The sequence below is a fragment of the Mesorhizobium wenxiniae genome (assembly GCF_002284535.1).
In the GTDB taxonomy this organism is placed as follows: domain Bacteria; phylum Pseudomonadota; class Alphaproteobacteria; order Rhizobiales; family Rhizobiaceae; genus Mesorhizobium; species Mesorhizobium wenxiniae.
Genome location: NZ_NPKH01000023.1, coordinates 54392 through 68981 on the forward strand (window position 1 = coordinate 54392; position 14590 = coordinate 68981).

Consider the following 14590-nt stretch of genomic DNA (forward strand, 5'->3'; position numbering starts at 1 on the left):
CGGATTTTCGCCCATGATGGGCCTCCTATTTGCTTGGAAGATTTGTCAGCCAGGGGAGCCATGTGACGGCTTTTGCCGCCATGAAGCCGCCCAGGGTCGCCGCACCAATGATTGCCCACCGTGCGCCGCGCGCCTGCATCAGTAGATCGTGCATCTGGTTGACCTGCTCGGCCATCGATTCGACGGTATCGGTGAGGTGCTGAACCTTGACTTCGAGGCGAACGACTCGATCGCGGGTGTCTGTCTCGGTGCTCATGGACGCCAACCGCAGAGTTTCTGGCCCTTACGGTTATGGGCAAGGAGGGCTTTAACTTCCGCGTCTGTCAGTGCATCAATGGCAGATGCGGATATCCGGATCGGGCTGGATATGGCGCAGAAGCTGCCCTTTGTTGACTGGCACCCCGCAATAGCGAGGAGCAGGGTAAGAGTTAGGATTTTGACCACTGGCCCAACTCCTTTCGTGCGGCATCGGCCGGCAGCGCGCCAATGTCGTTGTCGACCTGATCAGCGATATCGCGGGCCTTGGCTTCGGCAGCAGCCTGCTTGTTGCGCTCAGCCTTGGCGCCTGAGAGGCTGCCCTTGAACCATGCGCCAGCTACTGCGATGATGCCGGCACCAATAGCGAGGATGGTTGGATTGGAGAGGAAGAAGCCGAGGATCGCGCTCATTTCGCCCACCCGAACTTGCGAGCCAACCAATACCATCCCTCAACTGCCGAACCGATCGCCAGAGCCGCGCCAGTTTCGAGGAGCATCTGAAGATCAGGATCATCTGCGAAGCCCGCCCCGTCTTCCGCAGACAGAATACCCTTCGCCGCGAGGAAGCCGGCACCGTATCGAAGCAAAATGCGGATGATGACACTGGTCATTTCGGCTTCCTTCCGAATATCCATTTCAAGATTGCGAACAGAGCTGCCCAGAACGGGTTGCGTTCCGGATATTCGGGCGGCACAGGGGCCACTAGAGGCGGCTTTGGAGCCGTGATGGGCTTAGCTACGCCGTAGCCTTCCAGCAGCAGCAGATCATCGAACTTCTGGGCATAGCCGGCGATCAGCGCAGCCTTGTCCGTGCCGTTGATGATCCGGCGCGCCCCGATGAAATCGGACTTGCTGAGCGTGATGTAATCTGCCAGCTTCTTGCCGGTGAAGGTGCCGAGTTTCGAACCCTTGACGAGGATCTTGACGGCAATCTCGGGGCGTTCTGCCAGTTGAGGCTCTTTCAGCAGATCAAGGCCGAGACGCTTTGACCAATCGGTATAATTCCGGCGCCCGGTGATCTGGACGAAGCCGCGCCCCATGAACTTGCGGCCGTCGCCGGCAATGGTGTTGCCAAGGTCCTTGCGGCCCTCGTATTTTCGTTGCGCAGCAGTCGGTCCCCAAATCTCGCGCATGTATTTGAACGCGCCAGTCTCATGCCATGCCGTGCCGAGGACATAGGCGCACTGGTTGCGCAATAGTCCTTCTGCCTTGCATTCGGCCACGATTAGCCGCGCTGAAGGGTGCTTCAGATCCATGGTGTTTCCTTGAGGTTGTGGCAAAGAAAAAGGCCGCCGAAGCGACCCTTAAGAATTGGCTGTCAGGCCCGAACCAGGTTAATCTATCCCTGCTTCGGCGTATATTCTCTTCAACTCGATTGCTTCGTTTATCTCTTCAGCACCGTTCTTGAGGAATTCCTCTAAACTGTTGCTCGAAATGGCTGGGTAGTAAAAGCAATTGAGTGCCTTTTCGAAGCCGAGAGCCTCAACACCGCGCGCGAGAATCTGTTCAAACGTTTCCATGGCGGGTTCCTTCTTTGGCCACGAGCTTAGCATAAATTGCCGCCGCAATCACGCCGCCTTGGTGACTTCCACGCGCAATGTGCCGCTGCCAAGGTCGAGCGGGTTGGCGCCAACATCGTTGCGGAAGAAGTAGGTCACCGTATTGGCCGCGCTGACATAGGCGCGCAGAGAAGCGCCGGCCAAATCGAGACTGAACGAAGCAGTGACGAAATCGCCCAATGCCGCCCCTGTGACGGTGATTGTGGCGGGCGTCGTGCAGGCATCAAGCGCTATGCTGGCAGGATCGACGGTAGCCGAGGCGCGGATTTTCTGCCGAGAGCCGATCTGATACCAGCGCGGGCTGTGGAAAATGAACTCCAGCACCTCGCCGTTCGCCGCCAGATAGTCCGCACCGGAGGTCAGCCAAATCTCGCCAGCGCCGCCAGCATCATGCTTGATCGTCGTGTTGGCGTCCTTGACCAGCAGTTTCAGCGTCTGGTTTTCAACGCCATCCGTGAAATTTGTCAGGTCGGTTGCAACGGTGTTCGCGGTCTTGACGCTATTCTGGCTGGCGACGGAGAACGTTGAAGCGTTGGCGGTGAACGTGACTGCCACAGGCGCGATAAAGCCGCTTTCGAGGCCGGATTTGAGCCTTGATATCTGCAGGTCTTGCGTGCCAAGGGCGCCGCCCCGCACCTGTAGGATGGGTATTTCGGTCAGCAGCGATGAAGTCGTGTTGTAGAAGTCGGGGAATGAGCCGGTTGTCGTGTTCGACTGATTTTCGACAAGGAAGACGCCGCCGGTGCCTTGGATGTTCGAGCTGCCGCTACGCGTTGCGCCCTTCGTTGAAAGCCGCGTGTTGCCTCGAATCCAGACACTGGCGGCAGTGCCGGAAATGATCTTGATGGCCGTTTCATAGGTGCCACTGGCGCGGGCAACCATCGCAAGGTTTTCAACGATTAGCTGGCCGCCCCCTGCATCGACCGCAATCGCTGCCGTGCCAAAGTCCTCCGCATTTCCACCGAGAATGTGGATCTGCATGACGTTGTTAACGCCGGTCGCGAAGGGATCGCCGCCGACATGGAAAACGTAGGTGCCGCCCGTTGTCGTGTCGCCGCCAAGGCAGTTGATCAGAGTGGCGTAGCCGCCGATGCGGAAATTAGACTTGCCGGCGCCGCATTCGTGGGCATAGCAGTTAGTCAGAACCGTGCTGTTGCCGCCTTGCAGCTTTACGCTGTCGCCGTCCTCGGACGAGAAAGAGCAGCCATACCAGCTTGTTGCGAAATGGCGGTTCGCGATGAACGAGGCTTCCGCATCGGATTCGAAGAGCATTTCGTTAAAGGTGCTCTCGTATAGCTGCCCGCTTGCAAGCGTGTAGTTTACGCAGGTGTCAGCGTCCCCAAACATGCGGTGATGCGCCAGGTGGATGCGGTGCAACCCTGTGTCGGGGCTCGGCTTGAGCATCGACTTGCCGGCCATGCCAAAGGCAACCAGCGCGCTCTTTTCCTTGCCTACGCCGTGGCAAAGGACGCCGATCGATGTTGGGCTGCCTGTGGCTGAGTACAGGAACAGAGGCTCGGTGATCTTGTAACGGCCTAGCCCAAGCCGATAATAGCCGACATGGTCGATCATGCCTTGAATGGCTAGGGTGTCGTCGTGACCATCCCCGGTGATGCTGCTGGTGTTGTCGCCGTAGGCGCCGTATGCATTGACCGTGGTGGCTAGGCCCACGACCAGTTCAAACCAGCGACCATTGGCAGACTGAAGCTTGCCCTCGTGGGTCGGTTCCGCGGCTACCCATTTGTAGAGAGCATCGCCACCGTCGCCAACGGTGTAATAGCCGGCAGTCCGCAATTCGAGGACGCTGGACGAGATGGTCGCCGCTTCGACCAGGACCGCAGTCCTGAACAGTGGGACCGCAATATTGACCAGATTCTGTAACGGCGTGTGGACCGGGCGCCCGCTCTGATAGAGCATGACGCGGATCTGGTCCGTATTGTCTATCTCGCCGATGGCTGCAGGTTCGGCCATTTGTTAACCTTAAATAAATTGTGCGGAGATATTGCGCAGACTCAGTGAATCCCCCATCTTAGGAAGATGAGGGCGTTTCTTGTTCTTTCAGTTCTGCTAACTAATTTAGTGATGGCTAATACAGCCATTGCCGGGAAGAACGACGCCGAGTGGAATCCGCCGGTGCGGTTCGACCATTCTTACGCTGGCAAGCTCACTGTGATTTATCTGCCGCAAAAGCAGGTTGTTACTGCCTGTGCAAAACTTTTCTCAAAGTATGGCGTGTCAGCCACATCTTCGCTTGTCCAGCGCGGCTGCGCAGCGATCACCGGCAGGACATCCTGCACCGTGATTGTGATCGACAAAACCTACGCGCTCGCCACGCCGAAGGCGGTCCTTCGCCACGAGACGGGCCATTGCAACGGCTGGGCGGCAGATCACCCGAACTAGGCGATTGAGACAACAGCAAGCGCGCTGCCACTGGCGCCGCCCACCACTTGACTTGTTGAGACCGGCCGATTCGATTGGGAGCTAAGGCCCGTACTCAGCGCGCCGCTATAGCGGCTGTTGTCGGAAGAACTGGCTCCCGACGTAGTGCCATCATAGGTCTCTGTAACGCCGGTCCAAATTACATCCCCGTCAGTGTCGCTATTCATGTAGGCGGCAATGAGTGCGCCTTTCGCAGAGACGTTGATCGTGGTCGCCGTTGTCGCCGGGGAACCTCCCTGGTTGGCTGTGTCAACTGCTGTATCAACAATTGCACTTCTATTGAGCACCCGAACAGTGCCGATAGCGCATGATCTAACGGTTCCGGAAAAGTTGACTTCGATGGTGCCAGATGTTCCTGACGGCACTTCCGCTGAAATGACGCCGGCGCCTACGCTTTGGCTAATACCATCCGCAATGCTGTCCTGGTCATGAACCGTGGCAGAAACGCCGCCGATCGTTGCGGAGGAGATCGTTCTGGCGTTGTTGTCACCGCCCCAGCTTACCGAGACGAAGATTTCCCTGCCCGATGCGGCATCGCCAAAACTTTCTGATCCAAAGGAATAATCCGCGGCGTTCGAGTCATCATTGGTCGAGCTGAGAAAGGTTGCCTCAAAGGCCGCCCCAATCCCCGCCATGATCCCCGCGATTCCCGGCAGCATCAGGCCACCGCCTTCACGAGGCTGGCGAAGACGCGATTGCTGGCGAGCACGTCATAATACAGGATGTCCTCCGCCCCGGCCGCCGTGCTCAGAACTGGCGCTGTTCCGCCTGCGAATTCCCAATCCGTGCCGTAGGCGAGCGTCCGCGACCCTGTGCCGTCCTGCACGATGCGGATACGGCCGGTCTGCCCCGGCTTTTCATTGGTCGGACTCCCGAGAGTTCGATTGCCGCCAAGCGTCACCACCGCATTGATGAACGTGGACATATCAACAGCGATTGTCGCCGCGTCGGTCAAGGTGACTGTTGCGGCGGCGTCGAAAACCTGCCCGGGCGTCAGCGCGCGGGCAGCGTCTGTGCCTGTGCGGTATTCCGCTGCCGTGGCAATCTCTATGATGCCCTTGGCTGTCAGGGACGCATCCAGGCCGTTTATAACCGGGCTGGTGAGCGTCTTGTTCGTCAAGGTCTGAGTGTGGTCCTTGAAAACGAACTCGTCGTTTCCAGTGAGAAGTGGGAGCGTGACGGTTCGATCGGCCGCAAGCTCTGAGACAGCCAACACATACTGGTGGTCTGCTGATGTGTCGTTGATCTGAGGTGTAGTAAGCGTCTTGTTGGTGAGCGTCTGCGTGCCGGTCAGTGTGACATACGCCGACTGATCAGCCAGCGTCGGGTTGAGCAGCAGCCAGCCGCCCGCCGCGGAATTGAGCGCTTCGGAATACTTAAAATCATAAATGCCGGTCGCCTGAAGCTCGCCGCCTGTAAGCGCCGATTCCCCGGAAGAGATCATCTTGCGGATGGACTTCGCGCCGATGCCGTTGACATTGAGTGTTGCGGCGGTCGTGTTGTCGGTGGCAATGCGCAGGGTAATGATGCGCCCGTTGGCGTAGGTGGTGAACGCCGAATTTGCCGTCACGGTCAATGCATCGGCCGTACCGCCGGCCGTGAGCGCGCCGCCGATGTCGCCAAGCAACTCGGCATCGCGAGCCATCATCTGCCGGGCTGACCCGTTCACGGTCGAAGGCGCTTGCCCCTCGGCCCAGTTGATAGCGCTATCGGATGTCGCGTTGCTGGCCGCGACAAGGCTCCAGTCGTATTTCGATGCCATCGGCGCTATCCCATTCTTTTCTGGTAGAGGTGTTGGGCGAACTTCGGCGCGTTCACTTGCTTAAGCAGCGCGTCGCCGGTCTGGCGGGCATCGCCCATCGGGCCCATGCGTGGCATTGGAGCGTTGGGCGTGCCGGCGAGGATCTTGAACGCGCCTTGCAGCCGATCGCCGAAGGATTGCGGCTCTGGTGAAGCGGCGTATTCGGCAACCTCCATCGGAATAGATGGATCGGAGAGCATCCCGCCTGGTTGCGGCTGTGAGGCGGTAGCCGGTGCCAGGCCGAAACTTTCCTGGCCCTTCGGCCCGTCTGTAACGAAATCGCTGCCAAGCAAGCCCATCGCGTTCTTGCGATGGCCTGCCATCTGCTGTTCAACCTTGTCGCGAACGGTTCCGGGCGCCCCGCCGTTGTTGGCGTCCGAAGCGTTGTATTTGCCAACGCCGCCAGCATTGATCGCGGAATAGATGTCGAGCAGTCCCATCCCCGGCTTGACGCCTGTGTCGCGGAGATAGCCGACCATCCCCTTGGCCTGGCTTTCAGGAGAAAAATCGCCGCCAAGGTACTTTTGCGCCTGCGGCTGGCCCCATTGGATCAAGCCCTGATGCTGGCCCCATTGCGTGGTTGGGCCTTTCTTCAGCGGGTCGAATGTGCCGGCCGTCTCGTAGGAAACAGCCGTTCCGAGATCGAGCGGCGACACGCCAAGTTGCGCGGCGGCATCGAGGATCGCCTTTTTGATATCTTCGCGCATGGGCAATGCCTCACAAAGAAAAGGCCGCCCACTTGGCAGCCTGAGAGTTCGTCACTATGTTCGCGTCAATGAGGATCGTTACTTTCGCCCAGATTGCCGCCTTTGGCGCTATTGCCGTCGCCGGCATCGCCTCGCGTGGTCAACTGCCTGAAACGTCCCCGAGCTGGGGAGATTGGATATTCATCGCCCTGACGATCGCTTTACTTGCGTGGTGCGTTCAGACCCGCGTTGCCAAGATTGACCCCGAGGGACATGAGCAGGCGGGACAAGGGTTCGCGTTCCGATTGGGCAAGTCGCTGAAGGGCATTCGGCGCCGCCTGCGTGGCTGATTTCTGACCACCGGCCGCGATAATATCCAAGATCTGCTGAACGTTCCGGTTCGTCATGCTGTCGGCAACCGACTTTGCGCCCATGCCTCCGAGAGAAGCGATGCCAACCATCGGGTTGACCATCGCCCCACCGACGCCAAGAGCCGCCATGAGGCCATTCCCTGACGGAGACAGCTTGCCAGCCAACCGAAGTGCGTTCTGCCCTGGTGTGCCGCGCACGACCTTTTCAAGTGCGGCCTGTTCATCGGCTGTGAAGCCGCGAGGCTTTTCAAGGACGCGGCGAAGGTTCTGCCGCGTGGCGTTGTCGGCATTGCCGCCGGAGCCTGTGGATGCAGCCCGCAATTCCGCCTTGCTGAGCGCTTCGGACACCTTGTTGGCCTTCATTTCACGTGAAGCAAGGCTTCGCGCCTCACTGATCGCGCGCCATCCGGCATTCGCGTCGCCCATGAGGACATCCGACGTGCCGGGCTTGGCGATCAATTCATCAATCTGATTGATGATCTTGGACGTGAGGGCGTTGTTCGATTTGTTGCCGGGAATATAGGCGTTGCCCGCCATCTTGCGGATTGTATCTAGGCCCTTCAGGGTAACATTCTGGCCCTTCAGGTTTTCGATTTCCTTTAGGACCGCAGCAGCGCCAGGTTCATTCGCCGGAAGGAAGCCGCGATCGGCAAAATCCGCAGCGATGTTGGAACGGAGCCTGTCAACTGCAGTCGGCGTAAAGGCAACGCCTGCCTGGTCTGCCCGATCATAGGCGGCAGTTTTGAGCGCTGAAATCTCATCGAGCGAAGGGATTGCCGGCTTTTTGCTGAAGGCCCCGGCGACCTTGCTTGCGCCGGCCGAGACGGCATCGCCAGCCACACTGCCCAGACCGCCAGCAACAGCACCGATACCAGCGCCTGTTCCGATATCCTGATCATTGCCGGCGGCGCTGAGCGCTCCGTAGGCGGCCGCTTCAGGCACCATCATGCCGGCGCGGGCCAGAACGCCCTTGACACCCTCCATCGCGGCTGTACCGCCCCGCCCTGCCAGCGTCAGGCCTTTGCCAGCAAGTTTGGCCGGTCCGGCAACGGCACCAGTCAGTTCGGACGCCATTCCAGCCCAAGGAGCACGATCGCGAGCGCCCTGAAGCTGGTTGCGGATGTCGGCAAGCTCTTCGTCATAAGGCTGGCCAGTCACCATCGAACGAACGCCGGCGGCTGCCTTGTCAGCAAAGCCGAAGCTTGCACCATGGCCAAACAGAGAAATGGCATCTGAGGCAGCGACTATCGGCTGCTTCCATCCCGCCATTCCTTCAGCCCGAGCGCGCTCGGCATCCGCTACAGGGTTGCCTTCAACGCCGGTGTCGAAGGATTGCGTGATGGCGGAAAGCTCGGCGGCGGTTTGTGCGGCAACGTCCTGCTGAGGAGCGGCTTGATAATCCTGCCACGGCAGGCGCTGTTGCTGTTGATAATACCTGTCTTGGGTCTTGTGTAGCTCCTGCGCATACATGTCCGCATTGGCGGGCGTGTCGAACACCCCAAGCATCTGGCCCGTGCGACCGTAGTGCTGCACGGCTTCGTCATCGGACATGATGCGCCCATCCGGGGAAACGGTTGGCACGAGAATTTCGCCGCCGCCCGTTCCGAAAGACATAGAGCGTACAGTGCTAATGCTGCCGTCTGGATTGCGAACAATCGGCCGAGATGCCAGATCAATGTTTCCTTGGGCTTTCAGGCCAGGGAACGGTCCCACCGGGCTAGCGTTGCCCCGCCTCTTCGGTTGGTATTCTTCCCACGGAAGCGGCATTTAATTAGCCTTTTCCCAGTTTGACGGCTCGGAAGGATCGCCGCCCTTGAAGCGATAACCGTAGCGGGATTCGCCAACCTTCGGCAGCGCAGCGGCGGGAGGTGTAGCGCCTGCTGGAGGTGGTGCAGCCGGGACAGCGAATTGCGAACCCTGCCCGCCGGAAATCTTCAGGCCGGTAATGGTCGTATCGCGGTTCTTGCGCTTCTGCGCGATAACCTCCGGCCCGTCGCCGGGCTGTGGGAAATATTGCTGCTTGGCGTTTTCAAACTCTTCCGGAGAGATGACCGCGCCGGACTCACGGCGCAGCACAGCATTGATGAAATCGCGCTGCGCCTGCTTGAACTTCTGCGCATCCTGGGACAGTGCGTAGTTGCCGACAAGCGGGACATCACCAACCGTCTTGTTGAAAAGGCTCGTGCCCTCTCTTTCAAGATCAGCGAGCAATTTGTGCGATTCTGCGGCGCGGCCATAGAAACCAGCGTTGCGGCCTTCCGCTTCCGACAGTTTGGGCATGCCGGGTGCGCCGCCCTCGGAATACGTAACCGTGCCGTCGGGCCCGACAGTCAAATTGGTTCCGCCCGAACGGGCTTTGATGCCGCCGACGCGCTCATATTCGCGCTTCTCAGTGTTCCATGTAGCCTTGTAGGGCTGGCCGGTCGTCTCATCGAACAACTCGACAACTTGCGGAGGCTTCTGGCCCGCGTTCGGTGCCGTTATCCATTGCTTGCTCTGAGGATCGTACAGGTTCCCATCACCGGCATTGACAAGCGATGGGTCTTTTTTCTCGCTGAAGTCGGCCAACACCTCATAGGTGTTCGGATCGACCAGGCGGCCATTGATCTCGATAGGCGTCTTGCCCTGCGATCGCTGCATGACATACGCACGCAAAGCGCTCTTGTCGGAGGCCAGAATAGTCGCCATCCCCGGATCAAGCCCCTGCTGTGTCAGCCAGCCAACGGTTTTATTGCGGGCAGCGCTCTGCGGGGCGATGATGTTCTGCAGGATGCCGCCAAGACCACCGAAACCGCCGCCATTCGCCTCAGGGGCGGCCTGTGGAGCGTTTTGTGGCATCGGCTGGCCTTGCGGAGCCATCTGCGGCGGCATCGCCTGTTGAGGGCGCTGCTGTGGCATCTGCATGGCATGCGGCTGGGCAAGCCCCTGCTGTGCCTGCATCAAGGCAGCCGGATTATGGTGGTCGCCGACCTGTGTTGCCGGGCCGAGCGGAGACTGTGCACCCGGGCCAAGCAGCGAGGCGAGGATTTCTTGAAGGGTCATTTATCGTTCCCCTAACGGCTTCTGAAGCCACCGCCCTGGATTTTCTTAGCCACTGTCGGAGCCGCAGCCGGTGCTGCCATCGGCGTGCGGGCCACCATTCTTGCTCGCGTGGCTGCCGCTGCATCATCGGTCGAAGGCGTAAGCGCCCCGCCGTATTGTGGAGCGGCGATTGGCGCGACCTGGTTGGGCTGCTGGTAGCCGCCGCCGGGCGATTGCATGCCCTGCATGAATAGCTGCTGGAGTTGCGAGCCTACATTTTCTGGTGTGGAAGATGAATTGCCGCCCATGCTTATTGTCCCTTATTGACCGCTATTGACCGCTATTTACCGCCGAACATTGAGCCTACGGCGCCAATGGCGCCCATGGGATTTGACGTTGTGGACGTGCCGCGTTGCGTGCCGTAAGGACCAGCTGCGCCCGAAGCCGCGGATGTCAGCAGGCCAAGCCGGTTCCAGTCCTGATTGTCCTGCTCGTACCAGGCATTGACCTGATCGCTGAGCTGCTTCTGTGCCTGGTTGTCGAGCAAGCCGCCGGCCTGAAGTGTGGCACCGGCGCCGGTCAGCGCGTTTTCGAACTGTTTCTGATCCTGCCCGGCCATGGCATTGGTTGCGTTCAAGCCGAGCCCAAGACCGGCCTGCCTTGCGCTGTCCATCTGGCCAGTCGCGGCAAGCTGGTTCTGGATGTTCTGATTCCATTGGTTCGAAAGCGCATTGGAGCGGATGTTGCCGAGTTCGCCGGTCAGAGCGCCGACATTCGCCCCGGAACCATACCGCCCAGCCCCTGCGAACTGGCTTTGCACCTTGGATGCCGTTTTCCCCAACTGTCCCTCAAGCGCCTGCTCAAAATAGGGATTGTCTGCGCCGGAAGCGATGCCCGAAAGGTTCTGCTCGGCAAAGGATGGGCCAGTAGCCGCGGCGCCGATGCCTTGGAACAGCGGGCGCGTCCCTGCCGTGTTGGTGTTCGCGCCGGCTTGGGCGAGGTTGTTGATGCCTGACATCGTGGTGCCAGACAGGTCAGCAACCGTCGAGCCAGTATAGGCATTGCCGCCCGCCCCGGTATTGTAGAGGTTCAGCCCCTCCTGCCCTGCCAACTTGAACATTGGCTTTGCCCAGGCAGGCGGCTTGCTTTCGGTGGTGCTGCTTGTCTTGCTGGACATGATTTACCTCGTCTTCCGCCAAAGCACTGCATGCGGTTTGTAGCCGCGCGGTTTCAGGAACTTGTCCCAGCCTGTTCGGCCTTCGACGGCGATTATTGAACAGTCGTTTTGAGCCGCGCTGTCTTCCATCGCGGTCGTCAGCTCATCGGCGAATTTCGCCACATCCCTGCCGGCGAGGTCGCAAAGCGTGAATATCCGGGTTCCTGTCGCATCGATGGTTCGAACCGTCGTCATTGCGATGGCAACGAAAGCGTCGCCGTTCAGCACCAGCCACAGCGTCCTGTTGCCGGCGAGAACTTCCTGAAACAGCGCGCCAGTGGTTACGTCCTTCGGATAGCGCTTGGCCAGTTTGCCCATCGCGCCCAGAATGTCGCTCATGTACGGCGCCAGTTGATCGATCGACCATGAGGCAGTGCTTTGGACGGTATAGGTCACCGCTGACCCGATGGTTTCGCGTTGACATCCACACCCTGCGCGTGATGCCATGTCGTGCCGGCCGGGATGGTCACGCGCACCCTTTGGAACCGGGATGCATTGAGCTTGTCGGCCCGTCCCGTTGAGGAAGTTGGCGTGATTTCACTGGTCCATGCTACGGCGGCGCCGCGCTTCATCCGTGAGCCGATCGCCACCGTGCAACTGTCGCTGTCCACAACCGGATAAACCGACGAGATCAGCGTGACACCGCCGGCAAGGTCGCCCTTTTCCTGCGTGGTGATGATGGCTTCCTTGTTTGAGCCGTTGAAAAAGCCGAGCGTGAAATCAGATCCGAATGCAGCCAGGATAGGGGCCCCGCCCTGCCACACCTTCGAATCCAGTGAATAGGTCAGCGTATCCAGGTTGGTCGAAATCGCGTCCAGCCCCTCCAACGTGTAACCAGCGGTCGCAGCCGGGAAAATGCCCACGTTGGTCTGGTTGGCGATCGACCAGCGCGTTTGCAGCCAGTCATAGACCAGGATGGCGCCATAGATGCCGGCGCCGGTCAAATCCATGGTCCAGTAAACACGGGAATAGAACGGATCGATCGCCCCGATCATCGTTGCGGCATCTGATGCGGCCAACTGCCCGAAAATGGTGCGACTGACCTTCTCAAAGCCAATGTCAGCAATTGCCCCATCTGATGTGATCTGGAAGAATGAACCCTCATCGGCAAAGAAGGTGTTTTCACCGCGGGAAGCGATGGAATAAGGCGACTTGGCCCCGCGCCCGTCGTGGATCTTGACAAATGAGAAGATGATCGATGAGCCGGGAACGAAGGTTCCGAGATAGATGGCCCGCTCCAGAATGATCAGCGGGTTTGTGGCCCGCGATGAGCCTTGAACCACACCGCCTTCAGGGAACGTCTGAAAGTCCGAATTGTCAGTGCCTGGCGTCCAGCCTTCAATGTCGTTCAGGGCAGACCAGTGCACCCGGTTGGCATCGGTGGCCAATTGCATCAGACAGAGGAAATCGCCCCATGCCTTGACGAAAGACGCTCTTGGCGGGGAACCTGCGAGATTGGCGAACTCAGTCGAAACGCCAAGTTCGAAAACCTGCGGATCGTCATTGATGTTGACGGCGACGACGTATTCGCCGAATTGTTCGAAACACCAGCGCGCGGTGTCGTTCGCGGCATAGTTGGTTAGCGCCTGAACGGTCACGTTATCGACGTTGAGCGTGGTCGTGCCGACCGCTTCGAGCTCGAACGTGGTGTTGCCGGTGACCGCCGTTAGATACTCGGTGAACGTCCCGTTTGCCGCTCTTGTCGTGCCGTTGACAGAAGTGCCCCCGGAAATGACAGGGCGAACACCGCCCGCCGAAAAGCCCGAGACGGTGAATACAACCTTGTATATCGTGCCGGCAGTGAACGACTGGGCTTGAGAGATGGAATTGCCGCTAGCGGCCGTGGTGGCAGTGGCGACACCGGCCGCAATCGTCCATCCGGCATCCTTGGTCCAGTTGGTGTCCGCAGCAAACGTCCCGTTGACGACCTGATTAGCCGCCAGTTTAGACACATGGTCCCATGCCAGTGTTGTGTTATTTAGCACATACAGCTTTGTCGTGGTGCCGGCGAAGATGGTCACCTGCCCGCTCAGGCTTCTTGCCGTGAAGAATCCCAGCGGTTCGGCAGAGAGAGCCGAAGACAGCGCCTCCAGATCGGGAAACGGCAGATAGGAGCCGGTCGAGCACAACACGTTCAGGATGTCGCCTGTGGACTGCCCGTTCAGGTCTGCCTGGTCGGGCAGCCATGCAGAGAAGGGGACAACCGTCATTCGTCTTCACCGAATACCAGATGATGCTTGGCGCGCTCCATGAGGACGAGTGTTTCGCCGGCATTGGCGTTGCCGCTTACCCAGATGGAGCCGTCTTCAAGCTGACCGAGGATGGCGAGCGTCGTAAATACCTGTCCCTTGGCGCCTTCAAGGATTTCGTCGGAATCGAACCTGAAGCCTTCGCCGATCTCGACGGGTTCGAATTTGAGAACGTTGCTTGTCACGGCGTGCGGCCTCTTGCCCAGACAACAACGTCATCGACGCTCGCAAAGCGCTCGTAAGCCCATCCCTTGCTCGTCCTGACGCGAACAAGCGTCTTGCCGTTCTTGGAGCCAAGATCGGTCGCATCGGTAAAGCCGAGTTCGGCGAGCTTCTGGATGATGGTCACTGATACATCCAGTCCTGGTAGCTATAGTGCGGCCTGTGCATCAAGCCGGGGTCAACCGACGAGATGCTGCGCTTGCCCTGTGCGATGATGTTCTTGACCGATGGGAGCGCGCTGTTGAGAACCGAGGCCCAGCGGGACATGGCGTCATTATCCTGAATGAAGATGCCGCCCCAAACGATTGTTGCCGCGAGATAAAGGTCGGGATGATAGGTCAGCAGCCAGTTAGTCGGAGCCGCCACCGAAAGCGCGAACCGCTGGCGATAGCGGAAGCGGAACGGATAAGCCTGGTCAAGCGGGCAGTCGAAATCAATGCTGGTTCCGTCCATCGCCCAATAGCGGGGATATCCGTTCGACACCCGGTAGGGAAACGTGCCGTCATCCTTGCGGGTCATCTCGACTTCATCGATGCCGGATTGGGCAAGGAACAGGCCGATTGGCGCAACGATGCTCAGCGCAGAAATACTTATGGCGCGCGATGACACCGTGCCGGTGAGCGTCGTATCAACTTCGACAGGGCCAAGCTCGCGGTTCAAGGCAGCTTCGGCGAGCGCGATAAAGTCCGCCGCCTCGCCAGCCATGTCGCCGCGCGTCATCCAGTTGGTGACAGCCGCCTGAAGCTCGGTGTAATTCGTGATCGCCATCG

At 59.4% G+C, this 14590-nt stretch carries 19 protein-coding genes; 1 reads left to right on the plus strand and 18 read right to left on the minus strand.

The window, feature by feature from the left end; genetic code table 11:
- Positions 1-25: 25 nt before the first annotated feature.
- The 6 genes from CIT31_RS16595 to CIT31_RS16625 all read right to left on the minus strand — a co-directional run bounded on the left by CIT31_RS16595 (position 26) and on the right by CIT31_RS16625 (position 3786).
- Positions 26-256, minus strand: a complete 231-nt coding sequence (locus CIT31_RS16595) for a hypothetical protein (protein WP_095519508.1) — start codon at positions 254-256, stop codon at positions 26-28.
- A gap of 172 nt (positions 257-428) precedes the next feature.
- On the minus strand, positions 429-668 hold the full coding sequence (locus tag CIT31_RS16605) for an ABC transporter permease (protein ID WP_095519510.1): 240 nt from the start codon (positions 666-668) through the stop codon (positions 429-431).
- The gene (locus CIT31_RS16610) at positions 665-868 is read right to left on the minus strand and encodes a Pam3-gp28 family putative phage holin (RefSeq protein ID WP_095519511.1); all 204 of its coding nucleotides are present in this window, start codon (positions 866-868) and stop codon (positions 665-667) included. The genes CIT31_RS16605 and CIT31_RS16610 overlap by 4 nt, the downstream gene beginning before the upstream one ends.
- Positions 865-1512 (minus strand): hypothetical protein, encoded by a 648-nt coding sequence (locus CIT31_RS16615; RefSeq protein WP_095519512.1) that lies wholly within the window; start codon positions 1510-1512, stop codon positions 865-867. Before CIT31_RS16615 ends, CIT31_RS16610 begins: the two co-directional genes overlap by 4 nt.
- A gap of 78 nt (positions 1513-1590) precedes the next feature.
- Positions 1591-1776, minus strand: a complete 186-nt coding sequence (locus CIT31_RS16620) for a hypothetical protein (RefSeq protein WP_133116168.1) — start codon at positions 1774-1776, stop codon at positions 1591-1593.
- Positions 1777-1824: 48 nt separating this feature from the next.
- Positions 1825-3786 carry a hypothetical protein gene (locus tag CIT31_RS16625; RefSeq protein ID WP_095519514.1) on the minus strand — a complete coding sequence of 654 codons (1962 nt, stop codon included), beginning with the start codon at positions 3784-3786 and terminating at the stop codon, positions 1825-1827.
- A 66-nt stretch (positions 3787-3852) separates the two neighbouring features.
- Between CIT31_RS16625 and CIT31_RS16630 the strand changes: the two genes are divergently transcribed.
- The gene (locus CIT31_RS16630) at positions 3853-4215 is read left to right on the plus strand and encodes a hypothetical protein (RefSeq protein ID WP_133116169.1); all 363 of its coding nucleotides are present in this window, start codon (positions 3853-3855) and stop codon (positions 4213-4215) included.
- Here CIT31_RS16630 and CIT31_RS16635 read toward each other — a convergent pair.
- From CIT31_RS16635 to CIT31_RS16685, 12 genes are all read right to left on the minus strand, one after another.
- On the minus strand, positions 4212-4913 hold the full coding sequence (locus CIT31_RS16635; RefSeq protein WP_095519516.1) for a hypothetical protein: 702 nt from the start codon (positions 4911-4913) through the stop codon (positions 4212-4214). The two genes, CIT31_RS16630 and CIT31_RS16635, sit on opposite strands and share 4 nt — an antisense overlap.
- Complete coding sequence (locus CIT31_RS16640; RefSeq protein WP_095519517.1) at positions 4913-6016, minus strand: hypothetical protein; 1104 nt, start codon at positions 6014-6016, stop codon at positions 4913-4915. The genes CIT31_RS16635 and CIT31_RS16640 overlap by 1 nt, the downstream gene beginning before the upstream one ends.
- Positions 6017-6021: 5 nt before the next feature.
- Positions 6022-6762, minus strand: coding sequence for a hypothetical protein (locus tag CIT31_RS16645; RefSeq protein ID WP_095519518.1), 741 nt, complete (start codon positions 6760-6762; stop codon positions 6022-6024).
- 200 nt (positions 6763-6962) lie between these two features.
- Positions 6963-8663: a hypothetical protein gene (locus CIT31_RS16650; protein WP_133116170.1), complete on the minus strand. Its 1701-nt coding sequence runs from the start codon at positions 8661-8663 to the stop codon at positions 6963-6965.
- A gap of 216 nt (positions 8664-8879) precedes the next feature.
- Positions 8880-10052, minus strand: coding sequence for a hypothetical protein (locus tag CIT31_RS16655; RefSeq protein ID WP_133116171.1), 1173 nt, complete (start codon positions 10050-10052; stop codon positions 8880-8882).
- A gap of 113 nt (positions 10053-10165) precedes the next feature.
- On the minus strand, positions 10166-10381 hold the full coding sequence (locus tag CIT31_RS16660) for a hypothetical protein (RefSeq protein WP_095519521.1): 216 nt from the start codon (positions 10379-10381) through the stop codon (positions 10166-10168).
- A 92-nt stretch (positions 10382-10473) separates the two neighbouring features.
- Positions 10474-11310 (minus strand): hypothetical protein, encoded by an 837-nt coding sequence (locus tag CIT31_RS16665; RefSeq protein ID WP_095519522.1) that lies wholly within the window; start codon positions 11308-11310, stop codon positions 10474-10476.
- 3 nt (positions 11311-11313) lie between these two features.
- Positions 11314-11688 carry a hypothetical protein gene (locus CIT31_RS16670; protein ID WP_133116172.1) on the minus strand — a complete coding sequence of 125 codons (375 nt, stop codon included), beginning with the start codon at positions 11686-11688 and terminating at the stop codon, positions 11314-11316.
- A 53-nt stretch (positions 11689-11741) separates the two neighbouring features.
- Complete coding sequence (locus tag CIT31_RS16675; protein WP_095519524.1) at positions 11742-13559, minus strand: DUF4397 domain-containing protein; 1818 nt, start codon at positions 13557-13559, stop codon at positions 11742-11744.
- Entirely contained in the window at positions 13556-13783 is a 228-nt protein-coding gene (locus CIT31_RS16680; protein WP_095519525.1) for a hypothetical protein, read from the minus strand. The genes CIT31_RS16675 and CIT31_RS16680 overlap by 4 nt, the downstream gene beginning before the upstream one ends.
- Positions 13780-13947, minus strand: coding sequence for a hypothetical protein (locus tag CIT31_RS34270; RefSeq protein WP_165778478.1), 168 nt, complete (start codon positions 13945-13947; stop codon positions 13780-13782). The genes CIT31_RS16680 and CIT31_RS34270 overlap by 4 nt, the downstream gene beginning before the upstream one ends.
- The gene (locus tag CIT31_RS16685) at positions 13944-14588 is read right to left on the minus strand and encodes a phage adaptor protein (RefSeq protein ID WP_095519526.1); all 645 of its coding nucleotides are present in this window, start codon (positions 14586-14588) and stop codon (positions 13944-13946) included. Before CIT31_RS16685 ends, CIT31_RS34270 begins: the two co-directional genes overlap by 4 nt.
- Positions 14589-14590 lie beyond the last annotated feature (2 nt).